The 22,930-nt window shown below is 71.4% G+C and carries 15 protein-coding genes, 1 tRNA gene and 2 pseudogenes; 9 read left to right on the forward strand and 9 right to left on the reverse strand.

Features of this window, described 5'->3' with window-relative positions:
* Positions 1–26 precede the first annotated feature (26 nt).
* The 3 genes and pseudogenes from BKH20_RS14700 to BKH20_RS14710 form a co-directional block, all read left to right on the forward strand.
* A pseudogene (locus BKH20_RS14700) lies at positions 27–176 on the forward strand (ATP-binding cassette domain-containing protein); the annotation flags it as partial.
* A 134-nt stretch (positions 177–310) separates the two neighbouring features.
* A pseudogene (locus BKH20_RS14705) lies at positions 311–370 on the forward strand (hypothetical protein); the annotation flags it as partial.
* A gap of 3 nt (positions 371–373) precedes the next feature.
* On the forward strand, positions 374–586 hold the full coding sequence (locus BKH20_RS14710) for a hypothetical protein (protein ID WP_256693103.1): 213 nt from the start codon (positions 374–376) through the stop codon (positions 584–586).
* 34 nt (positions 587–620) lie between these two features.
* Here BKH20_RS14710 and mfd read toward each other — a convergent pair whose 3' ends face one another.
* Both mfd and BKH20_RS08255 read right to left on the reverse strand, forming a co-directional pair.
* Positions 621–4,379 (reverse strand): transcription-repair coupling factor, encoded by a 3,759-nt coding sequence (gene mfd / locus BKH20_RS08250; RefSeq protein WP_075390648.1) that lies wholly within the window; start codon positions 4,377–4,379, stop codon positions 621–623.
* Positions 4,380–4,389: 10 nt separating this feature from the next.
* Positions 4,390–5,763: a hypothetical protein gene (locus tag BKH20_RS08255; protein ID WP_075390649.1), complete on the reverse strand. Its 1,374-nt coding sequence runs from the start codon at positions 5,761–5,763 to the stop codon at positions 4,390–4,392.
* A gap of 501 nt (positions 5,764–6,264) precedes the next feature.
* Between BKH20_RS08255 and BKH20_RS08260 the strand changes: the two genes are divergently transcribed.
* Positions 6,265–8,538, forward strand: coding sequence for a YveK family protein (locus tag BKH20_RS08260; protein WP_256693102.1), 2,274 nt, complete (start codon positions 6,265–6,267; stop codon positions 8,536–8,538).
* A gap of 117 nt (positions 8,539–8,655) precedes the next feature.
* On the opposite strand, the gene BKH20_RS08265 is transcribed toward BKH20_RS08260, so the two are convergent.
* The 4 genes from BKH20_RS08265 to BKH20_RS08280 all read right to left on the reverse strand — a co-directional run bounded on the left by BKH20_RS08265 (position 8,656) and on the right by BKH20_RS08280 (position 13,364).
* Positions 8,656–10,557: a hypothetical protein gene (locus BKH20_RS08265; RefSeq protein ID WP_075390651.1), complete on the reverse strand. Its 1,902-nt coding sequence runs from the start codon at positions 10,555–10,557 to the stop codon at positions 8,656–8,658.
* A gap of 420 nt (positions 10,558–10,977) precedes the next feature.
* Positions 10,978–11,970: a ribose-phosphate diphosphokinase gene (locus BKH20_RS08270; protein WP_070661023.1), complete on the reverse strand. Its 993-nt coding sequence runs from the start codon at positions 11,968–11,970 to the stop codon at positions 10,978–10,980.
* A gap of 137 nt (positions 11,971–12,107) precedes the next feature.
* The gene (locus BKH20_RS08275; protein WP_141759078.1) at positions 12,108–13,100 is read right to left on the reverse strand and encodes a bifunctional UDP-N-acetylglucosamine diphosphorylase/glucosamine-1-phosphate N-acetyltransferase GlmU; all 993 of its coding nucleotides are present in this window, start codon (positions 13,098–13,100) and stop codon (positions 12,108–12,110) included.
* Positions 13,101–13,292: 192 nt separating this feature from the next.
* A tRNA-Gln gene (locus BKH20_RS08280) sits at positions 13,293–13,364 on the reverse strand.
* Positions 13,365–13,562: 198 nt separating this feature from the next.
* Here BKH20_RS08280 and BKH20_RS08285 point away from each other — a divergent pair.
* The 4 genes from BKH20_RS08285 (at position 13,563) to BKH20_RS08300 (ending at position 17,851) form a co-directional block, all read left to right on the forward strand.
* Positions 13,563–14,783: an acyltransferase family protein gene (locus tag BKH20_RS08285; protein ID WP_075390652.1), complete on the forward strand. Its 1,221-nt coding sequence runs from the start codon at positions 13,563–13,565 to the stop codon at positions 14,781–14,783.
* A gap of 3 nt (positions 14,784–14,786) precedes the next feature.
* The gene (locus BKH20_RS08290; RefSeq protein WP_075390653.1) at positions 14,787–15,539 is read left to right on the forward strand and encodes a TetR/AcrR family transcriptional regulator; all 753 of its coding nucleotides are present in this window, start codon (positions 14,787–14,789) and stop codon (positions 15,537–15,539) included.
* Between the two features lie 242 nt (positions 15,540–15,781).
* Positions 15,782–16,441, forward strand: coding sequence for a chain-length determining protein (locus BKH20_RS08295; protein ID WP_075390654.1), 660 nt, complete (start codon positions 15,782–15,784; stop codon positions 16,439–16,441).
* Positions 16,442–16,555: 114 nt separating this feature from the next.
* A complete protein-coding gene (locus BKH20_RS08300) occupies positions 16,556–17,851 on the forward strand; it encodes a hypothetical protein (protein ID WP_075390655.1) in 1,296 nt (431 codons plus the stop codon).
* Between the two features lie 313 nt (positions 17,852–18,164).
* Here BKH20_RS08300 and BKH20_RS08305 read toward each other — a convergent pair whose 3' ends face one another.
* Both BKH20_RS08305 and BKH20_RS08310 read right to left on the reverse strand, forming a co-directional pair.
* Positions 18,165–19,217, reverse strand: a complete 1,053-nt coding sequence (locus BKH20_RS08305; RefSeq protein ID WP_075390656.1) for a glycosyltransferase family 2 protein — start codon at positions 19,215–19,217, stop codon at positions 18,165–18,167.
* A complete protein-coding gene (locus BKH20_RS08310) occupies positions 19,214–20,305 on the reverse strand; it encodes a glycosyltransferase family 2 protein (RefSeq protein ID WP_075390657.1) in 1,092 nt (363 codons plus the stop codon). The genes BKH20_RS08305 and BKH20_RS08310 overlap by 4 nt, the downstream gene beginning before the upstream one ends.
* A gap of 143 nt (positions 20,306–20,448) precedes the next feature.
* On the opposite strand from BKH20_RS08310, the gene BKH20_RS08315 reads away from it, so the two are divergent.
* Positions 20,449–21,528, forward strand: coding sequence for a glycosyltransferase family 2 protein (locus tag BKH20_RS08315; RefSeq protein WP_075390658.1), 1,080 nt, complete (start codon positions 20,449–20,451; stop codon positions 21,526–21,528).
* A gap of 72 nt (positions 21,529–21,600) precedes the next feature.
* Here BKH20_RS08315 and BKH20_RS08320 read toward each other — a convergent pair whose 3' ends face one another.
* Complete coding sequence (locus BKH20_RS08320; protein ID WP_075390659.1) at positions 21,601–22,572, reverse strand: diaminopimelate dehydrogenase; 972 nt, start codon at positions 22,570–22,572, stop codon at positions 21,601–21,603.
* Between the last annotated feature and the right edge of the window lie 358 nt (positions 22,573–22,930).

Here is a 22,930-nt window from a genome sequence, read left to right on the forward strand (position 1 = left end):
TCGGCCGGTCCGAGTCGGTGGCGGTGATGGGCCCCTCCGGGTGCGGCAAGTCGACGCTGCTGGGCGTGCTGGGGCTGACGATCCCACCGACCTCGGGGAGCGTCCTCGTCAACGGCGTCCCCGCCCCCTCCGACTCGGACGGGCGAGCCCGGACCCGTAACCGCTTACTGGGCCTCATCCCTCAGAGCGGCGCGGTCATCGACCACCTGAGCGTGCTGGCGAATGTCGCCCTTCCCTGGAGTACAGCAGGCCCCGCACCAGACGCAGGGACAGGCACGAGCGGGCCAGACAGGCCCTGGCCGACGTCGGGATCGCCTGGGCCGAGGCGAGCACGCCCCCGCGGCTCTCAGGTGGGGAGCGTCAGCGTGTGGCCGTGGCGCGGGCCCTGGTCAACCGGCCGCGCTGCATCCTGGCCGACGAGCCCACGGCGTCGCTGGACTCCGTCACCGCCCTGGAGGTCACGTCACTGCTCATCTCCCAGAGCGCTCGTCACGGCGGCTGCCTCATCATCGCCACGCACGATCCGCGGGTGGCTGAGGCCTGTGACCGGGTCCTGACCATGCAGGACGGCCGGATGACCGGTTGAGACGATCAGGCTCCCCTTGTCATCAGCACGTGCGTCAGCGGCGTTTGCGGTAGGTGGTGGCCTCGGTCTCGTAGGAGGCGTCGCCCTGGACGACGGCGCGCAGGAGCACCTCGGCCCACCGCACGACCTCCTCGCCGGACAGGGCCGCCCCGCCCATGCGGTTGGTGCCCGGGGCGGGCACCACGATGGTGCGCGTAGCGGGCTTCAGCACGGTGCCCGGGTAGAGGCGCGTGACCTTCATGCGCGCCGACTCGGGCAGGTCCACCGGGGCGAAGCGCACCGACTTTCCCTGGGCGACGATCTCGCGCACCCCCAGCTGGGCGGCCAGGGCCCGCAGGCGCGCCAGCGCCGCCAGGCGGGCGGTCGCCTCGGGCACGGGCCCGTAGCGGTCGGCCAGCTCCTCCAGGACGTCGTCGACCTGCTCCCCCGAGCGCGCCGCCGCGAACTTCGTGTAGGCCTCCAGGCGCAGACGCTCGTGGGGGATGTAGTCCTCGGGGACGGTGGCGTCCACGGGCAGCTCGATGCGCAGCTCGACGTCCTCCTCATCGCCCTCCTCGAAGCCGATCGCGTCGGCGCAGGCCTTCCCGGAGCGGGCCAGGGCCTTCTTGTAGGCGGCCACGGCCTCGGAGACCATGCGCACGTACAAATCGAAGCCGACCCCGGCGATGTGCCCGGACTGCTCGCCGCCGAGCAGATTGCCCGAGCCGCGGATCTCCAGGTCCTTCATGGCCACCTGCATCCCGGCCCCCAGGTCGGTGTTGGTGGCGATGGTGCGCAGGCGCTCCAGGGCCGTCTCGGTCAGCGGCTTGTCCGAGGGGTAGAGGAAGTAGGCGTAGGCCCGCTCCCGGCCGCGCCCCACGCGCCCACGCAGCTGGTGGAGCTGGGACAGGCCCATGCGGTCGGCGCGGTCGACGATGAGGGTGTTGGCGTTGGACACGTCCAGCCCGGTCTCCACGATCGTGGTGCACACGAGCACGTCGGTCTCCTTGCGCCAGAAGGAGTCGATGACGGCCTCGAGCTGGTGCTCGTTCATCTGCCCGTGGGCGGTGGCCACACGCGCCTCGGGCACCAGCTCGGCCAGGCGCGCGGCGGTGGCGTCAATGTCCTCGACCCGGTTGTGGACGAAGAACACCTGCCCGTCGCGCAGCAGCTCGCGGCGGATCGCGGCGGAGACCTGCTTGGTCTCGTAGGCGCCCACATAGGTCAGGATCGGGTGGCGGTCCTCGGGCGGGGTCGCCAGGGTGGACATCTCGCGCAGGCCGGTGACCGCCATCTCCAGGGTCCGCGGGATCGGGGTGGCGGACATGGACAGGACGTCCACGTTGGTGCGCAGCGCCTTGAGGGTCTCCTTGTGCTCCACCCCGAAGCGCTGCTCCTCGTCGATGATGACCAGGCCCAGGTCCTTGAACTTCACCTGGCCGGTGATAAGGCGGTGGGTGCCGACGACGACGTCGACACTCCCCTTCTCCAGCCCTTCGAGCACCTTGGCGGACTCGGCGGCGTCCTGGAAGCGGGACAGGGCCGCCACGGTCACCGGGAAGCCGGCGTAGCGCTCGGTGAAGGTCTCGGCGTGCTGGCTCACCAGCAGGGTCGTGGGCACCAGGACCGCGACCTGCTTGCCGTCCTGGACGGCCTTGAAGGCGGCGCGCACAGCGATCTCGGTCTTGCCGTAGCCGACGTCGCCGCACACGAGCCGGTCCATCGGCTGGGCCTTCTCCATGTCGGCCTTGACCTCGTCGATGGTGGAGAGCTGGTCGGGGGTCTCGGTGTAGGGGAAGGCCTCCTCCAGCTCGGTCTGCCAGGGGGTGTCGGGGCTGAAGGCGTGACCGGTGGTGGCGGCGCGGGCGGCGTAGAGGCGCACGAGCTCGCCGGCGATCTCGCGCACGGCCTTGCGGGCCTTGGACTTGGTCTTGGCCCAGTCGGCGCCGCCCATCTTGCTCAGGGCGGGGCTGTCGCCGCCGACGTACTTGGTGACCTGGTCCAGGGCGTCGGTGGGCACCAGAAGGCGGTCGCCGGGCTGGCCGCGCTTGGAGGGGGCGTACTCGATGACGAGGTACTCGCGGGTGGCCGAGGAGCGGGCTCCGCCCACGGTGCGCCGGCTCAGCTCGATGAAGCGCCCCACCCCGTGCTGGGCGTGGACCACGAGGTCCCCGGCGTGCAGGGACAGGGGGTCCACGGAGCGGCGGGCGCGACGGGCCGGCAGGCTGCGGCGCTCGCGGGGGCCGGCGCCGGCCCGCCCGGTGAGGTCGGACTCGGCGATGAGTGCCAGGCGCAGGCCCTCGGCGAGGAAGCCGTGGCCGGCGCTGGCCTGGGTGACGCGCACGACGCCGTCGCCGGGGCCCGCCGTCGGGGCGCCATCGGCACCAGTTGAGCCGTCGGCGTCATCAGCAACAGCGGCCGGGGCGGGGGCCCAGTCGCCGTCGCGGCCGAGCTCGCCGACCTCGGAGAGCTGGTCGACGATGCGGGCGGGGACGTCGCCGTCGCCCAGGAGCTGGGCCATGCGTCGGCCGGGTCCGGGGCCGTCGGTGGCCACGACGACGGTCCAGCCCTGGCGGGCCAGCCGGCCCAGGTCGGCCACGGCCCGCTCGAGCTCGCCGCGGTAGGTGTGGGGGTCGCTGAGGTCCAGGCGGGTGGTGTCGGGGCCGGCGGCCAGGGCGGTGAAGGACCACCAGCCGCGGTTGGAGGACAGGGCTAGGGCCCGGGCCTCGGCCAGGTGGGCGAAGGCGGCGGCGGACAGGTCGACGGGGACCGTGCCGCCGGAGGCCGCCGAGGTCCAGGCGGCGGCGAGGAACTCGGTGGTGGTGGCGGTCAGGTCCTCGGCGCGCTTGCGCACCCGTTCGGGCTCCAGGAGCACCGTGAGCCGGTCGCCGACGAGGTCCAGCAGCGGGACCATCGCGTCGACCAGGACCGGGGCGAGGGACTCCATGCCCTCCACGGCGATGCCCTGACTGATCTTCTCCAGCATGTCGGCGGCGCCGGGCACGGCGTCGACCAGGGCAGCGGCGCGCTCGCGCACCGTGTCGGTGAGGACCAGCTCGCGGCAGGCGGTGGCGGTGACGGCACCCAGCGTCTCGATGGTGCGCTGGTCGGCGACGGCGAAGGAGGAGACCTCGTCGATCTCGTCGCCGAAGAAGTCCACGCGCACCGGCCTGGGCTCGGAGGGCGGGAAGACGTCGAGGATGCCTCCGCGCACGGCGTACTCGCCGCGGGACTCGACCATGTCGACGCGCGTGTAGGCGGCTGCCTCCAGGCGGCGGGCGGTCTCCTCCAGGCCGACGGCCAGGCCGGGGGCCAGGTGGACGGGCTCGAGCTCGCCGAGCCCGGCGATGACGGGGGCCAGCAGGGCGCGCACGGGGACGATGAGGACGCGGATCGCCCCGCCCTCCTCGGGGTGGGCCAGGCGGCGCAGGACGGACAGGCGCTGAGCGACGGTGTCGGCGCGCGGCGAGAGGCGCTCATGAGGCAGGGTCTCCCAGGCGGGCATGACGGCGACGTCGTCGGCCAGCAGGTAGCTGCGCAGCGCCAGGGCGGTCTCCTCGGCCTCGCGGCCGGTGGCGGTGACGACCAGCAGCGGCGTGCCGGAGGCCTCGGCGGAGCCGGCCGACGGCGCGCCGCCGCCGGCGACCCGCTGGACGCCCTCCTCTCCCAGGGCCATGGCGGCCAGGACGGCGGGCCGGGCGCCCGGTGCGACGACGAGGCTGCGGTCGGTGCGCGAGCGGGAGGAGGCGGCGCGAACGGTGCGGGCGATGTCGGCGTCAGCGAGCAGCGGAGGCAGGAGCGCAGTCAGAAGCACGGCCGCGAGTCTAGTGACTCCCCGCCTCGGCACCACTGGTGGACCGGACCGGCCGGCCGGCGAAGGCCCGGCGGGACCAGTCCCGGCTGCGGATCCGGTTCCAGGGGTTGGCGTTCCCGGCGACGACGCCCACGCCCCCGCCCACGGTGTGGTTGCGGCTCTCCAGCAGGACGGAGACCTGCGCCGAGGCCGCCATGCCGGCGATGAGCCACACAACGGTGCCGATCTGAGTGATGAAGGCGACCGTCCCGTAGGCCGGGATGAGGCTGAGCAGGGCGATCTGCGCGGGGTTGGAGCGCTGGGTGAGGGCCCTGGCGCCGTAGACCAGCAGACCCACCATGAGGAGCACCACGGGGAGCCAGCCGAAGCGCAGCGCGCTCAGGAGCAGGTCGTTGTCGATGGAGCTGTAGCCGCCCCAGGACACCGAGTCCCCTGCCTTCTGGTAGACCGGGGACAGTCCCAGTGGCTTGAGCTGACGCACCAGGACGAGGATGTCGCCGCGGTAGCCGGCCGAGTCCTCCTGCTCGCGGCCGGCCGAGTCGAAGACACCCAGGACGTAGGGCAGCAGCACGCTGCCCACACCGACCAGCACCATGAGGAAGCTCATCCGCCACAGGGCGGGGATATTGATGTGCACCTGCATGAGGCTGAGGATGACGGCGATGACGGCGCAGGCGATCGCCGAGCGGGAGAAGGTCGGGATGGTCGCCCCCAGGACGAGGGCGCCGGCCGCGATCCGGTAGCCGGGCCTCCACCGCGTGGCCAGGATGAGCGGGATCCCGGCCGCCAGGCACACTCCCAGGGCGATGGGGTGCCCGAAGGCCCCCTCAACGCGGGTGAAGCTGCCCCGGGCCAGGGGCGGGGCCCACTCCTCGTAGAGGTTGTTGTCGATAGTGATGTAGCTGAAGGGGTTGATGGTGGTGACGGCCTCGAACAGCGCCAGCACGGCCACCGCGATCCACACGACCGCCAGGACCTCCGCCATGCGCCGCAGCCCGAGCCGCTCCACGAGCAGCCGTCCGGCGAGGTAGGCGGGCAGGGCACCGAAGACGACGTCGGACAGGACGTAGTTGAGCGGCGAGCCCGCGGCGACGGACAGGCCCACCAGGCACCAGGCGGTGGCGACCATGAAGTCACCGCTGGTCAGCCGCCACGAGAAACCGGGCAGGAGGGCGAGGATCACCAGGAAGCAGGCCAGGGTGGCCGGAGGCACATTGGGCTCGAAGGGGATCATCACCCACACCGGCACGAAACCGATGGCGCCCATGACCAGGCCGGCCCCGACGATGGGGCGGCGGTGGATGCGGTCGGCCACGAAGATGAGGACCGCCAGGGCGGAGGCCACCATGGGGAGGACGATGAACAGGGTCCTGGCGAAGGACATCGTTCCTCCCTTGTCCTGTCATGGCCGCGGTGATGTCACGGCGGCCGAATCAGTGGTCGATAGGTGGTTTGTCGGCGGACGGAGCTGCACGGCGGCGAGCCGCCACAGGACCGCCGTAAGAAGTACCCGGGAAGATGCTGGGAGAGCCTCCGAGGCCCTGACCAAGGTCAGGTGCAACCGGAAGAAGTCCGACGACGTCGCCCCGGCAGGGCCGACCCCGATGCCTTCTTCACTGCTGGGGCGGGGGTCCTCAGGGCCCTCGCCCGTCACACGGTTCCGGTGAAAGACTCACCACATCACCCGCTCCCCCGCGTCTGAGGATTCCAGGCGTGGCCGGGGGCGCAGCGAAGGCTACTACAGTCACCGAGACCTCAGCGTGATCTTACAGTTAGGGTTGGGCCGTAACCTTTCAGCATCCGCCGGGCCATACGGCCCACGGTGTCCAACGGGCCGCCGGAACCGATCAGATCCAGATCATCCCCAGACCAGATGAGGAGCAGCGTGCAGCCGTCGCAGATCCTTCACGCCATCCGCAGGAACCTTGTCGCCTGCCTCGTCATCCTGCTCGTGTGCATCCTGACCGGGCTGGGAGTGGCCCTGGCAACGAAGCCGGTCGCAGTGGCCACCACGACCCTGGGCATCCAGCCCAAGTCCAAGGAGACCCCGTCCTTCTCCACCCAGGCCAAGGACCTCATGCCGACCCTCGTGGAGCTCTCCACGAGCCCGAAGGTCCTCGATCCGGCGGCGGCCAACCTGAACATGGAGACCACCGATCTGGCGCAGGCGCTGACGGTCACCAACCCGCCCGAGACCCTGGTCCTGTCCATCACCGCCAAGGCCGGCAGCAAGCAGGAGGCTGTCGACATGGCCCAGGCGACGGCCGACTCGCTCAACAAGGAGCTCTCCTCCGGTGAGCTGCTGGGCAAGCAGGCCCTGGGCATGACGACGAGCACCACCTCGCCCGCCACCACGGCCAACACCACCATGGAGCGTCCCGGCGCCCGAGCCGCGGCGATCTCCGGGCTGCTGCTGGGTCTTCTGGCCTCCGTGTCCTATGCGATGTTCCGTCACCGTCGTGACAGCGGCCTTGGCGGCGACAGTGGCGCCGAGAACCGTCCCGGGCGTATGGCGGCCGCACTGAACACCCTGAGGCAGAAGACCTCGGACCTGCTGCGACCGAGCCAGCAGCCGCCCGCGCAGCCTCAGATGCAGGCGCAGCCGCCCTACCAGTATCAGCAGCTCCCGGCCCCATCCCAGGTCCCGGCCTCCTCCGAGGTCTCTGGCATCCAGGCTCCCGGCACCATGGCCCCACAGGAGGCCCCCACCTCGATGCCGTCTCCCGTCTCGGCGCCCATGCTGCCAGCCTCGACGTCGACCCCGGCACCCCCGGCACCGGCGTCTCAACCGACGGCTTCATCCGCACCGGTCCCGGCCTTCCCGACCCCGCAGTCGCCGCAGCAGACGACCGCAATGCCCGCGTTCTCCGACTCCGCGTACTCGGCAGCCCAGCCAGTGCCCTACGCCCAGGAGCCGGTGTCTTCCGCACAAGAGCCGGTCGACTCCCCGGTGCCGACGCCGCCTCAGGCCTTCCCGGTGCCCGCCACGTCGTCAACGCACTCCCCCGTCTCCATGAGTGCGGCGCCGCTGTCTGCGGCCTCGGCGGCCTCGGTCTCCGATCAGTCCTCGACACAGCCCCCCACCCAGGGCCCCACCCCAGCCCCCGCGCACAGCTTCACCTCCGGAATCACCTCCGCCATGCAGCGTCAGCAGGCCGACCGGCCCGCGCCGGCCACCCCGGCCGGGACCATGTCGGCCGGGACCGCCTCATCCCAGTCGGCCTCTGAGGTCACCGCCCCCTACCGGCACGCGCCACTACCCCCGCCGCAGCCCACCCCCGCCGACCTGACGGTGCCGGCCTCCCCGTCGATCGCGGTGCAGCCCTACACGGCCGCCCCGGCCTCCGGGAGCCACCGTTTCCCGGGCGCACCGGACGGCCCCACCCGCCGCAGCACCGCCCTGCCCACCGGGCAGACCGTCTCCGGCTCCTCTGCCTCCCCGGCCTCCTCCGCCCCCTTGGCGGGGTCCTCCTACCAGTACCCTCCGGCGCCGGCATCGACTCAGGCACCTGCCCCGATGTCCTCCCCCACCGATTCCCTCACCTCCACGCCGACCACCGGCCGTCGGCGTGTTTCCGCGCCGACGTCGAGCTCCGCGCCGAGCGTGCCCACTCGGCGGCGCATCACCTCGCCGTCGGCAGACCGCCCGGCGTCGCCGACCGGCTGGCAAGACGCCTCCTCCCTTCCCACGACGACGGGCCGGCGCCGGGTCCAGGCGGATTCCTCGGCCCTCGAGCCCGCAGCCGGCGCTGAGGACTCACGCGCCGCGGCGCGCACGCAGGCCCCGGCCTCCGAGACCGGCTCCCCCACCGCCCCTTCGACGTCGATGCGTCAGCAGGCGCCCTCGCGCCGGCAGACCCTGGCTCGACGCCGGCGGATGTCCAAGCCGCGGCTGACTCTCGTGACGCCGCTGTCCGAGGAGTCCTCCAGCGAGCAGACCCGCCATCTCACGCCGGTGTCGGCGTCGGCGGGTGGGCGCCACCGCAGTCCTGATCCGCCGGACGCCCCGCCGCCGCCTCCGCCGCCGTCGATCCGGCCCAGCCAACAGATGGCCTCGGCGTCCTCGGCCTCCTCAGCGGCCCGGCACTCCGCCTCAGCCTCGGCGGCCTCCGCGGCCTCAGCCGGTCACCGCAGGCAGTCAACGCGCCGCTCCTGGTGAGCCGGCCACCGGTACCATCGTCAAGGGCGGGTCCGATGCTTGAAACATCGGACCCGCCCTTGACGTCTGCAGCGAACCGCTAAACAGGTCCCGGCCAGGGGCCACGCCCCGAGCCGCTCAGTTGTCGTCCTCGTCGTCGGCCTGGTCGTCGTCGGCCTGCTTATTGCCGCCCTGGTCCGCGTTCTCGGCGTTCGCCTTCTTGTCCTGCTTCTCCTTGTTGTTCTGCGCCGTCTTAGGGACCGCGACGCTCGGGATCTGGGCGGTGATGGTGTTGCCGCTGGGGTCGGAGACCACCAGGCGGTAGGTGTGATCGCCAGGCGAGCAGGTGGTGTCCTCCAGGTTGTGGCTCTTGAGCGCCCAGCGGGTGTCGCTGATCTTCTCGGTGGCCACCGGCGTGGCCTCGTCATCCCGGTAGAGGCTGTAGGTCAGGGTCGGGTCGTCGCGGTCCCAGGTGGCTTTGAACCCGACCCTCACCGAGCCCGAGGTCGTCACCTCCGCCTTGGCGGCCAGGGTCTCGGCCTTGCCCTCGGGGGGCAGCGTGGGCTGGCCCGCACGTCTGGGGTAGCGCACGATCCCTTGCTGGGTCGTGCCGTTGGCCTCGACGAACTCACCCACCATGAGGATGTAGGAGTCGGTGACGTCGATCTTGTAGGCGGCCTGGGACATGCCCGTGTACTTGCCCGCCTCCAAATCCGGGTACCAGCCGATGATCGTGGGGCTCTTGTAGCCCGACGTCGACCAGTCCTGGTAGCCGTTGACGACGCCCTGGTGGCGGATGGTGATGTCGGCGCTGTTGGTGAAGGCCATGGCCCGCACGTACAGGGGGTGCGGACCGTCCTTGCGAACCTCGGGCATGTTGGGGAACCCGTAGATGGTCTCGCAGGAGTGGGCGTGCCCCACCGTGTAGACGGTGTCCTTGGTGGGGGCGATCCCGTAAGTGTCACCGTGGCAGGGCTCGAGCCAGATGAGGTTGCCGTCCCAGTCCGCCCTGAAGCTCCCCTCAAGGTTGGCCTCATCGAGACGTCCGACGGCGGAGTAGGCGGTGCCGTAGAAACCGTCGTCGTCGACGGCGATGTCGAAGATGGCGGCGTGCTCACCGGCCGTGCGCACGGTGTCGTTGACGGGCATGGGCAGCATCTCACCGGTGGAGGCGCTCAGGAGCGCCATCCCGTAGCCGGGTTTGCTCGAGCCGTTGACCGAGGAGAAGGAGCCGCCGATGACGACCTTGGAGTGGTCCGGGGAGACCTCGATCGCGTAGACCTGGGCGTTGGGGCCCTCTGCGGAGGCCGTCCAGTTCAACAGCTGACCGGTGGAGGCCTTGAGGGCGGCCAGCCTGACACGCGGTTGACCGTTCACCTTGGTGAAGTAGCCCCCGGCGTAGAGGGTGTCGCCGGCGACCGCAATATCCTTGACGGTCGTGTTGAACATGGGCCTGAAGGAGGAGATGAGGGTTCCGTGCCCCTGGGTGAGGTCGAAGGCCGCCAGGCGGCTGTGCCACTCGCCGTTGACCTTGTCGAACTCCCCGGCGACGTAGAGGGTCTTGCCGTCCTGGGAGACGGCCAGGCTGCGTCCTGGCCCGTTGAGGGTGGGGGCGAAGTCCTCGATGAGCTTGCCGGTGTTGAGGTCGTAGGCCAGGATGTTGGAGCGCGCGATCTGCTGCTGCTTCTTGGGGGCGCCGGCCGGGCGGGCGTTGTCGAAGCTGCCGACGACATAGACCACGTCGCCGACGACGAGCTGTCCCCAGGCGACGCCGTCGATCTGCACCGTGGGCAGGGGCGCGGCCGTGTACGCGGGCTCCCGGGAGGACTGACCGGAGGGGTCGGTACCCGCAGCACCGCCGCCCCCGTTGTCGCCGACATTGCCGGAGCCGTCACCCTGGTCGTTCCCATCGACATCGGCGTCGGCCTCCTGAGCCGTGGCCACCGGTGCGGCGGGAGTCAGGACGACCATCGAGGCGAGCAGCAGCGGCAGGAGGGACAGGATGATGGCAAGACGAGGGATGGTGGAGAGACGACGCACGGAAACCTCCGGTACATATGGCGAGCAACGCGCAGGCGGATCACGGCACACCGTTGGCATCAGGGCGAATAAGACTCACTTGAGTCGCCGGTCAAATGCCTGTGATAACGATTAATTTAACTGGTAGCGCCTGTCAGTTCTGGGAGCACGTCCACTCATGCGGAACACGAAGAGAGAACGAAAAGGACACAAATCGATGACGGCACCACGCTACGCGACCACAGGGTCGGATTGCAACATAATCGTTATCTGAAGGGTGTTCCACGCCCTGAGCACGACTCACCGCCATGGTGAGCTAGCTCCATATGAGACGCCCTCACCGGGCCCCGGTCAGGGGCCGGCGAGGGCGGGATCACGAAGGCCGGAGTCGGTGCGCGGCGGGCTCATGCGGGTTCTGAGACCCGCACGGACCTGCCGGTCTCAGGCGCCGGCGACGCCGACAGTGTCGAAGAGGGAGGCCACCGAGCCGTCGTCGAAGACGGCCTTGATGGCCCGGGCCAGCAGCGGCGCGATCGGCAGGATGGTCAGCTGGTCGAAGCGCTTGCCGGCGGGGATCGGCAGAGTGTCGGTGACGATGACCTCGCGGGCCCCGCAGGTGGAGAGCCGGTCCACGGCCGGCCCGGAGAGCACCCCGTGGGTCGCGGCGACGATGACGTCCTTGGCGCCGGAGTCCAGGAGCACCTGGACGGCCTTGGCGATGGTGCCGCCGGTGTCGATCATGTCATCGACCAGGACGCAGGAGCGCCCCTCGACGTCGCCGACGACGCGGTTGGCCACCGACTCGTTGGGGCGGGTGACGTCGCGGGTCTTGTGGACGAAGGCCAGCGGGGTGCCGCCCAGCTGGTTGGCCCAGCGCTCGGCCACCCGGATACGGCCGGCGTCGGGGGAGACGACGGCGGCGTTGGCGGGGTCGACGCGGGTGCGCACGTAGTCCACGAGCACCGGCTGGGCCCACAGGTGGTCCCAGGGGCCGTCGAAGAAGCCCTGCTCCTGAGAGGTGTGCAGGTCCACGCTCATGAGGCGGTCGGCGCCGGCGGTCTTGTAGAGGTCCGCCACAAGGCGGGCGCTGATGGGCTCACGCCCCAGGTGCTTCTTGTCCTGACGGGCGTAGGGGAAGAAGGGGGCCACCACGGTGATGCGCTTGGCGGAGGCGCGCTTGAGGGCGTCAACCATGATGAGCTGCTCCATGAGCCAGTCGTTGACGCGGTCGCCGTGGGACTGGACGACGAACACGTCGCAGCCGCGCACCGACTCGTTGAAACGGACGTAGGTCTCCCCGTTGGCGAAGTCGTAGGCCGTGGAGGACAGCACCTCGGTGCCGAGCTCACTGGCCACGTCCCGGGCGAGCTCGGGATGGGCGCGCCCGGAGACGACGACCAGCCGTTTCTCACCCTTGGTAATGATGCCCGTCATGACGTGGTTCCCTTCTCACGGCCGGTGCGGCCCTCGATGTGACTGTTGGAGACGGAGGTGAAGGTCAGTGATCGCTTCGGCCGGCAGGGCCGTGAGAGCCCGACCGGTCGGGGCCGAAGCTGCGGAGCGCTCATGCCTCAGGCCTGGGCGGCGTCGGCGTCGAGCTGGCTGAAAGGGGCCACGACGCAGCCGGCCGGGATGACGGCGTCGGTGAGGATCGCGTAGGCGCCCACGCGGGCACCCTGGCCGACCCGGGTGGTTCCGCGCACGAGGACGCCCTGCTCGAGGGTGACGTCCTGGGCGAGCTCGGCGGTGACGTCCACCCAGGTGGAGGCCGGGTCGACGACGCCGACGCCCTGGGCCATCCAGTCGGCCAGGACGCGGCGGTTGAGCTCGGCGCCGAGCTCGGCGAGCTGGGCGCGGTCATTGCAGCCCTCGACGAGCCAGTGGTCGGCGACGACCAGCGCACTGGTGGACCGCCCGGCCCGGTGAGCATGGGCGACGACGTCGGTGAGGTAGACCTCACCCTGGTCGTTGTCCGTGCCCAGGGTCGCCAGGGCAGTGCGCAGGTGGGCGGCGTCGAAGACGTAGACGCCGGCGTTGATCTCGCGGATGGCGCGCTGGGCCTCGCTGGCGTCGCGCTGCTCGACGACGGCCGAGACGGTGCCGTCGGCCTCGCGCACGACGCGCCCGTAGCCGGTGGGGTCCGCGAGCTCGGTGGTCAGCAGGGTGACGGCATCCCCGCGCTCGTTGTGCTGGGCCAGCAGCTCCTTCAGGGTGGCGGTGTCCAGCAGCGGGACGTCCCCGCTGGTGACGACGACGGGCCCGTCCAGGTCCTCGGGCAGGGCGGCCAGCCCGCAGGCGACGGCCCGCCCGGTGCCGGAGACCTCGTCCTGGTCGGCCGGGACGGCGTCGGGGGCGACCTCGGCGAGGTGGGCGATGACGGCGTCGCGCTCGTGACGCACGACGACGACGAGGTGCTGGGGCTCGAGCCCCCTGGCTGCGGTGACGGCGTGGTCCACCAGGCTGCGACCACCGATCCGGTGCAGGACCTTGGGGGTGACCGATCGCATACGAGTTCCCTTGCCTGCGGCCATGACGATGACGGCGGCGGGTGCGGTTGGCGTCACGTGTCCTCTTCTCACAGGTTCGCGCCCGGGCTCCCGACGTCTCCGGCCATGACCGGGCGGAGGCCGGGGACGGACTCCAACGGTTTCTGAAATCAGGTACGGATGGACGGTTGGCGCGTATCCCGCCGGCGACCGGATGACCGCAGTCGGGCGTGAGAGCGAGGGAACCCCAACGCCGCTCATGCTACGCCGCTCCGCCCCCAGGATTCGAACCCGGGCCTCAAGGCTCCAAAGGCCTGCGTGCTGCCGCTACACCAGGGCGGAAGGACACATCCCGGCCCGGGCCCGACGGCGAGGGGCGAGACGCCGGGACAGTCTCTCACGTCCCGGTCGCACTCGGCACCTTCGCGGCAACTCAGCGCGCCCCGGTCGCGCCCGGCACCGGGCCTCGCACCTGCACGGGGCGCATGCCACACTCCTCGGACTTCGCGGTCGGCCGGGAGGACAGGGCAGGATGGGGGCATGTCCAGTTCCCCCTCCGCTCCCCCTCCCTCTTCCGGCAAGCCGGCAGCGGTGCGCCTCATCGAGCTCGACGGGCTGCGTGGGCTGGCGGCCGTCGTCGTGCTCATCCACCACGCCCTGGAGACCGTGCCCGCACTGGCGGAGGTCGGGGCGCGGCCCGGCACCGTGCCCACCGGCACCTTCAACCGGATCCTCACCCAGAGCCCCCTCCACCTGCTGTGGGCGGGCCACGAGGCCGTCCTCATCTTCTTCGTCCTGTCCGGCGTGGCCCTGACCTACCCGGTGGCCCGCCGCCACGCCCAGGGGCGGCGCTTCGACTGGGTCGACTACGCCCCGCGGCGCTTCGTGCGCCTGTGGCTGCCGGCGGCTGCCTCCACGACCTTCGCGGTCATCGCGATGCTGCTCGTGCCGCGCTCGGAGGATCCAGCGCTGGGGCGCTGGATGACCGACACTCACCCCCCGGGGCTCGGGGCGCGCCAGATGCTCATGGAGTACCTGCTCATCCCCAAGCACGCCTACCGCAACACAGTCCTGTGGTCGTTGCACGCCGAGGCGATCTTCTCCTTCGTGCTGCCCCTGATGATCCTCGGCGTGGCCCTGTGCGCCCGCTGGCGGGTCTCCTGGCTGCCGGTCGCAGCTGCCCTGGCGGTGCCGGTCATCACCGCCAGCCCCGGCTCGGGCAGCTATCTGCCGGTCTTCACCGTCGGCGCGGTCATGGGCTGGGCCTGGGGGCACAACCCCGCCCCGGTCCCCGAGAGCCCCCGGCCCTGGGCGACGACGCAGGCCCTGGTGTGCCTGCTGCTCATCACCCTGGCCTGGTGGCCGGGGATGGAGAGCCACACGGCCCAGCGCCTGGCCAACGCGGTCACCCTGGCGGCGGCGGCCTACCTGGTCCACCTCGTGGTGCGGGCCGGAGCGCTGCGCGCCCTGCTGCGCTCGCGCACCGTGCAGTACCTGGGGCTCATGTCCTTCTCCCTGTACCTGGTGCACGAACCGGTCGTGGTTTCGCTGCGGCTGCTGACGCACTCGATATCGCCGTGGTGGGTGCTCGTCCTGGCACCGCTGGCCTCAGCGCCACTGACCTGGCTGTTCCAGCGCTACATCGAGGCCCCCAGCCACCGACTGGCCCGCCGCACCGGGGCGCTGGCCTCGACGCGCTTCACCCGGTGGTCCCAGCGCCGTCACCCCGACCGACCGGCCGACCGCAGCAGCGAGGTCTAGACCATGGCGGCCAAGCGCACCCGCATGAGTGCCAGCGAGCGGCGCGAGCAGCTCATCGCCGTGGCCCGCGGGCTGTTCGCCGAGCGCGGCTTCGACGCCACGAGCGTGGAGGAGGTGGCGGCCCGCGCCCAGGTGTCCAAGCCGGTGGTCTACGAGCACTTCGGTGGCAAGGAGGGCCTGTACGCCGTCGTCGTCGACCGCGAGATCACCACGATCTCGGCCGCGATCTCCTCGGCGATCGCAGACCCGGCCGCGGACGCCGCGGCGGCGCCGGAGACCGACCGGCACGCACCAGGAGGATCCGACGCCTCCGGCTCGGCCTCGCGGATCGCCGAGCGGGCCGCCTTGGCCCTGCTGACCTACATCGAGGACTCCCCCGACGGTTTCCGCATCCTCTCTGCCGGCTCGGACCGCGCAGCCGGCACCTACTCCACACTGCTGGCCGACGTCGCCATCGAGGTCTCCGGGATCCTCGCCTCGCAGTTCGCCGCCCACGACCTCGACCCGCGCACGGCCCCGCTGTACGCCCAGATGCTGGTGGGTATCGTGGCCATGCCGGCTCAGTGGTGGTTGGAGAACCGCTCGATGAGCAAGGAGGAGGTGGCCGCCCACATGGTCAACCTCGCCTGGAACGGCCTGCGCGGCATGAAGGCCAGACCCACCCTTCACTCCGGCCCCGCAGGCGACTCAAGCGGCTCCGAGAGCGCCTCGGAGCCGAGGACCGACTCGCGCACCGAGGGCTCCAACGAGCCCTGAGCGCCGCCCCGAAGTCACTCACACCCGCGTCGTCGTCGGTCTTGCTCCGCCTGGCGCAGGTCCGTCGCATTGATCACTACCCGACCGGTCGATCGCCCTGCGAGTGCCTGCAATCCTCGGGCCTCAACGACCCAACGAGTTCTGAGAAGTGCCCGGGAAGGAGGTGAGTCACTTCCCGCGCCCGGCTCTCGTTCCATACCGCGCGCTATTCTGTTGCTCCCGCAATCACCGAAACGGAACCCATGGACCCGGAAACCCTCATCATCGCGCTGCGCAAGAACGCAGTCCTGGTGGTCATGCACGTTGTGCTGGGCACCATCATCGGCACTGTCTTCGGCCTGTTGACGCCGGCGCAGTACACCTCCACTGCCAACGCGAACCTGTACGTGGAGAACGGTGAGGCCAACCTCCCCAGCACCTTCAACTACCTGACCTCCGTCATGCCGACGCTGGTGGAGATCGGGACCTCGGAGAGCACCTTCGCGGAGGTCTCCAAGAACACGGGGATCAGCCAGGACGAGCTGCGCAGGTCCGTGTCGGTAACCAGCAAGACCGGCACCACGCTGGTGGAGATCCGGTGCACCAGCACGAATCCCGAGCGCGCCCACAAGATTGCCGAGGCCGAGCTGACCGCCCTGGACTCGGTGGCCCGCGACCTGTCCAGCTCCGGGCAGGCGGGGAACACCACCGCGACCCTCAAGGTAGTGGACTCCCCCACGACCCCCTCCTCCCCCTCGAGCCTGTCGGCCGTGTCCACCGCGCTGATCGGGACCGCCATCGGGCTCGCCGCCGGCGCCATCATGGCGATCCTGCTGTACTTCCTGAGTCAGAAGAACCCGCAGGACAAGGTCGAGGACCCGCTGCTCATCATCGGGCGTCGTCGCTCTCGGGAAGACGCCTGACCGGCCGTGGCCCAGACATGGTCGCAGGCCCTCTCCCACCGGGGCTCGCGGACGCCGTCGGACACGGATCCCGGGGCGGGCCGGAAACCGGTGGCGACATGGCGCCGGCTGGAGATGGCGATCGCCGTCGTCCTGCTGGTCTGCGTGGGTGTGCGCCGCGAGCTGGCGGCCGCCCTGAGCGTCGGGGACTGTGTCGCGCTCGCCTCAGTCCCCATCACCTGGACGGCCGTACGCAAGGCGCACCGGTTCTCGCTGCTGCTCGTGATGTCCATCCTGGCGGCGGGTACGGCCTACATCATGTCCCTGCTGGCCGAGAGCAGCTTCGCCGTCGAGGCCTGGGCCCGCCGCGTCACCACCTTGAGCCTGCTGGCCGTGCCCTGCGCGGTGGCCGTCTTCGTGTGGGGGGCGCGCCGGCTGGGAACCAGGCACGCGGCCCTGGCGGTCGGCTTCGGCATGTTCCTGGACTCACTGCCCCTGTTGCAGACCAGCACCAACCCGTGGAAGTTCGGGGTCGGTGCGGCGGTGACGATCATGGTCCTCAGCCTCGTGGCCGACCGGCGCCGGCTCGTGCAGATCGCCGCCCTGCTGGTGCTCAGCGCCGTCTTCCTCGTCTCCGACTCGCGCTCCACCCTGGCTTTCCTGGCCATCATCCTGGGCACGGTCATCTGGCAGGCCCTCGCGTCCTGGGCCCGGTGGCACGTGCCCACTCCTCGGCGCCTGGCAGTCTCCCAGATCCTCGTTCTGGCGGTCGTGGGGATCGTGGCGATGGTCGGGGTCGTCATGGCCTCGGAGTCCGGGACCCTGGGCGAGGACGCCCAGAACCGGACCATCGCCCAGTCCTCGAGCTCGGCGGGGCTGCTCCTGTCCGCCCGCCCCGAGCTGGGGGCCTCCTGGGCCCTGTTCCAGAACCGACCCTGGGGGTACGGCGCCGGTGTCAAGCCCCGTTTCGAGGACCTGTGGGTGGCCAAGCGCGGCATGGCGGCCCTGGGCTATGACCCGGAGAACGGGTATGTGGAGAACTTCATGTTCGGCGGCCGCATCGAGCTGCACTCGGGGGTCATGGACATGTGGGCGGCGGCCTCGATCCCGGGCGGCCTGCTGCTGCTGCTCATCGCCGGGATGGCGCTGGCGGCGATGATGCGTGACCTGGGGCGACTCAAGGCCACCCCCTGGCTGTTCTTCGCGGCCCTGACCGTGGTGCAGAACGTGTTCGTGGGGCCCTGGACGGTGCTGCCCGCCTACCTGCCGATCGTGCTGGGGGCCGCCGTCCTGCAACCTCCCCTGCGCGAGGCCGCCCAGCTGGGCATCGACGACGAGCCGGGTGGTGAGCCCGTCGGTGCCGCTCCGGCGGCCCTCACGGCTGAGTCCTTACCCGAAGACCCAACCACCACAGATCAAACCGACCTTTAGTCGAACTCCACGAAGTCGGGATCGTAGAACACCTTGGGGCTGATTCACAGAGTCAGCCGATGCCAGCATCTTCGCAGGTCACAGTACCTTCGACGGAAACCGTGAATAAGCCTCCAGGTACAGCCCCCTCAGAACCGCAGCCGATCCCTCCGGCTCCACGCGCCCCCCCGCAAGGGCGGTGGTGCCGCCTGCCCCGCCGCCGAGCCGGGCATTTTTCGCGTAGCCCCACGGAATTTCTGTTGGGGCACGCGAAAAATGCCCGGCTCGGCACAAAGGTGGAAGGAGAGAAGAGACTGGGGTGCTCGACAGCCGCTCAGTGGTCGTACTCGCGGTGGACGCCGCCTCCGACGCTGGCCGCCAGGATGCCGCGGCCGCGGGCCAGCAGCCGGGCCCCCTTAGCCGCGTGCCGGGGGCTGCCGATGAGGGTTCCGCCGGCTGTCCGCAGGCCGCCGACGACGATGCGCGCCAGGCCACCGGCGGCGGCCCGGGCCCGGATGGCCGGCTGAGCCCCACCACCGGCCAGGGCCAGCTCCACGCGCACCGAGGTGGCGGCGTGGGAGCGCTGCCGCCGCAGAATCCAGGGGCGGGTGAGGCGCGAGGCCGGCACGTGGTCGCGCACGCGCGCCTCGTCGCACCAGCGGATGACGCCGCCGGCGGCGCTCAGCCGGCGGGTGAAGAGCGTGTCCTCTCCCCCGGTGGCGCCGAAGGCCTCGTCGAATCGCAGCCCGGCCCGGCGCACGAATCCCAGGTCCAGCAGCAGGCAGTTGGAGGCGGCCACTGGGCGGACCGTGCCGGTGGGCCAGGTCCTGCGCACGAAGAACTCGCCCTGACGCACCCACGCCTCCGGCTCGACGTCGTAGACGGGGATGACGGGCCCGGCCACCGCCTGGCAGCCGGTGGAGGCCCACAGCCCCACGAGGGCGGCGAGCCAGCCGGGCTCGGGCTCCTCGTCGTCGTCGATGAAGACGAGCAGGTCGCGCCCGCCGGTCTCATCCAGGGCACGGTTGCGCACTGCCGCCACACCGGGCCGCTCCTCGACGACGTAGCGCAGCCCCACGCCCCCGGACTCCTCCGGTGCCTCCGCTGAGGAACGCACCGGTACCCCGACGTCGGCCGCTGCGGCGAGGGCGGTCTCGCGCCCGGTGCCCTGGGCGTCGTTGTCGATGACGAGGACCTCGATGTCGCTCACGCCCCTCCCGGTGCCCCCGTCCGCATCCGCCGCACCCACCGCATCGCCCTCGGGTTCGCGGGCCTCGGGGCTCAGGCCGCCGACCAGTTCCCGGGCCTGCTCCAGGACCCCGCTGACGGCCCGCTTGAGGTCCTGCGGGCGGCGGAAGGTGGGGATGGCAATCGTCAGCCGGTTCATGCGTTCCTCCTGCCGGCCGGCACCGTGCTCCGCCTGCGGCGGGGGCGGCCGTACTCGCGCACGTGGACGCCCAGTGCGCCCACCACCATGCCCAGTCCGCCGCGCGAGGAGACCTCGTAGCGGGCCTGGGCGGGCACGTCGCCGCGGATGCGGGCCACGCCGGCGCGCGCCCCGTCGACACCGGCCTTGGCCAGTCCCTTGGCGCCATAGCCCAGGCGCAGCCTGAGGCGCGCGAGCCGGCCGGAGGCACCGCCGTCGGCGGGACCGGCCGTGTCGATGCGCACCCGGGCCCAGGACGAGCCCGAACGCAGGGCACGCTCCAGCACCCAGGTGCGCCGGGCGCGGGCCGCGGGCACGCGCTTGGTGACCACCGCCCCGGCCGCGAAGCGGATGACGCCGCCGGCGCGGGTGAGCTGGCGGGTGAACAGGGAGTCCTCCCCGCCGGTGAGCCCGTAGCGCGGGTCGAAGCGCAGCCCCAGGCCCTCGACGACGGCCAGGTCCAGGAGCAGGTTGCCGGTGTCGGCGCTGCGGACCTGGGCGCCGTCGGCGGCCTCCCAGGAGTCGAAGGCGCCCGAGGCGGTGACCCACGTCGAGGGGGCGACCTCGAAGGTCGGCGGCGTGGGGCCGGTGACGGCGGCGCAGCCCTGGGCGCGCCAGGTGCTCACGAGGGCCTTGAGCCAACCCGGTGAGGGGATCTCGTCGTCGTCGATGAAGATGAGGGCGTCCGAGCCGTGGGCCTGGCTCAGGGCCCGGTTGCGGCCGGCCACGATGCCCGGCTCAGGCTCGTGAACGTAGACCAGCCGCGACGTCGCCGCCGCGTCCGAGTCAGCCGACCCGGACGGCTCGGACAGCACTGCCTGCTCGGACCCTCCGGACGATTCCGCCGCCTCCGGCGGCTCGCCCACCAACGCCGCCCGAGCGGCCTCGACGACGGCCCGCGCCCCGGCCTGCGGGTCGTTGTCCACAATGAGCACGCTCGCCGTCGTCTGTACGTCACAGACGTCGTCGGCCTGCGCCAGCAGCTCGGGGATCACCTGCGCGAGGTAGTCGTTACGACGATAGGTGAGCATCGCGATGGTCAGGTGCACGTCCAGCCCCGTCCTTCCTCCCGCCTGCCGGCGGATCGCGGCGTGATATCAGGGTCTAACGGTACTATCACGAAGCGGGTGCGCCCCACGGCGGGAGCACCCGAGCCACGACGTCGCCCCGCACCCGGAAGGCTCCTGCTCCGATGACCGCCACCCCCGACCCCGCCCAGGGCGCCGAGACCCCCGAGGCCGCCGATCCGACCGGCCCCGCCACCGGCGCCCCCGCCAAGGCCGTCGAGATCACTGAGGCCCCCGAGGCTCTCTCCGGCGGCGACCTGCTCTCGCGCACGGCGGTCATCGTCGTCAGCTACGACTCGGCGGCGCTGCTGGAGCGCACCCTGGCGCGCGTGGCCGAGGACTCCCCCGAGGCCCGCATCATCGTCGTCGACAACTACTCCACGCCCGCCGCCCGCGAGGAGCTGGTGGCGCTGGCCTCCTCGCGGGGCTGGGAGACGGTCCTGCCTAAGACGAACACCGGCTTCGGCGGCGGCATGAACCTGGGGGCGGCCCGGGCCCGCGAGCTCGGCGCCGACCTGCTGGTCCTGCTCAACCCCGACGCCGTCATCGCCCGGGGCGGCCTCATCCGCCTGGCGGCCAGGGCGCACGCGGACCGGCTCGCCCTGGTGGCGCCGGTGCTCAAGGACTCCAGTGGCCGCGTCGTCTCCGACGGGATCGTCGTGTGCCTGGCCGACGGCTCGATGCGCTCGCGCCGCTCACCGCGCCCGATTCCTCCCGGCGGCACCCAGCCGTGGCTCTCGGGGGCCTGCCTGGCGCTGTCCGCCGACCTGTTCGAGGCCGCTGGCGGCCTGGACGCGCGCTACTTCCTGTACTGGGAGGACGTGGACTTCTCGGCCCGGGTGCTGGCGGCCGGGGGCAGCCTGGCCCTGGTGCGCGACGCCGTCGCCGTCCACGATGAGGGCGGCACCCACTCCGAGGACGCCCAGTCCGACCGCGCCAAGTCGGACATCTACTACTACTACAACGTGCGCAACCGGCTGCTGTACGCGGGGCTGCACCTGGATCGGGCCACGCAGCGCCGGTGGGTGGCCACGGCGGGCCGGGCCGCCCGCGAGATCGTCCTGCGCGGCGGCAGGCGCCAACTCCTGAGCACTCGCCGCCCGCTCATCACAGCGGCGCAGGCCACCCGCGACGGGATGAGGCTCCTGCGTGCCGCCCGCCGCGGCGAGCTGCCCGACGTCAACGTCCCCCTCATCCGCGACTGACTCAGCCGGAGCCGGGGCGTCCCGCCGTCGGCGCGGTGTCGACGGCGGGACGCCTCGGGTTGTCCGCCCGCCTCACAGGTAGTGGGCGCGCAGCTCCTCAGGGCTCGTCGGGGACAGGTCGGCGAGCGTCACGTCGAAGACGGTGCGCGCACCGGTCTCGCCGCGGGCGGCCAGCCTGGCCACCGCGCGCGCCGTGGCGGCCAGGACCGAGCCGGTGAACTCCGGGTTGGAGTCGAGCTGGAGCTCGAAGCTCACGGTCTCGGCCACGCCCTCGGAGGTGTGCCCGCGGCGGATGACGGAGCCGCCGTGCGGGATCCCGGCGTGCTCGGCGGCCAGCTCCTCGGCGGTGATGAAGGTGACGGTGGTGTCGTAGTCGGCGAAGTAGTTGGGCATCTCCACGATCTCCCGCTCGATGCGGGCCAGGTCGGCGCCCTCCTCGGCCACCACGTAGCAGTCGCGCGTGTGCATGGAGCGGGTGGTCAGCTCGACGTCGTCACCGGACTTGACCGCGGCGACGGTGGCCTCCACCGGGCGGGTGTACTGCTTGGCGTCCACGACGCCGTCGATGCGGCGCAGGGCATCGGAGTGCCCCTGGGAGACGCCGGGCCCCCAGAAGGTGGTGGTGACGCCGTCGGGCAGGACGGCCTCACCCAGGACCCGCAGCATGGAGAACAGGCCCGGGTCCCAGCCGGCGGAGATGAGGGCGACGTGGCCGGAGGCCTTGGCGGCGGCGTCGACGGCGGCGAAGTGCTCAGGAATGCGGGCGTGGGTGTCGAAGGAGTCGACCGTGTTGAACACGGCGGCGGCGGCCGGGGTCTGCTCGATCAGGTCGGTGGCCGAGCCCCCGCAGTTCAGGCAGACATCGACCTTGTCGGCCCAGGCGGCCATGTCGTCGACGTGGGCGACGGGAGCCCCCTGGGTGGTGACGCTGTCCGGGTCGCGTCGGGTGAAGACGACGGCGACCTCCATGTCCGCGTTCTTGGTGATGGCCTGCTCGACGCCGCGGCCGAGGTTGCCGTATCCGTTGATCGCTACCCTGATCATGGTTCCTCCTGGTGGGTTCTCACTACAGGACGATCCTAGGGACGCACCATGTTGCCTGCGTGTGACATGTCGGGGAGTGACCGCCGGGCGACGGGGCTACACGTGCCTGCCGGGGTCAGGCGGTAGGTGCTCACGACTGTGTTGTCTCATGTCTTCTGGGAGTTTCGGATGTCTTGGCATCTCAAGACACCGGTGGGGTGGGTCTGGAGGAGGGGAGAGCTGCTGCTTGGGCCTGTCGGAGGGGGCCGGCCCGGTGACTGTGGTGGCTGCCGGCGTCGTCTGGATGCACTGCACGAGGGCGGGGTGCTCCTGGAGGAGGGTTGGGGGTACTTCGGGTGGGTGGGGCCTTCGTGCAGTA

It is taken from the genome of Actinomyces oris, assembly GCF_001937445.1.
Taxonomy (GTDB): domain Bacteria; phylum Actinomycetota; class Actinomycetes; order Actinomycetales; family Actinomycetaceae; genus Actinomyces; species Actinomyces acetigenes.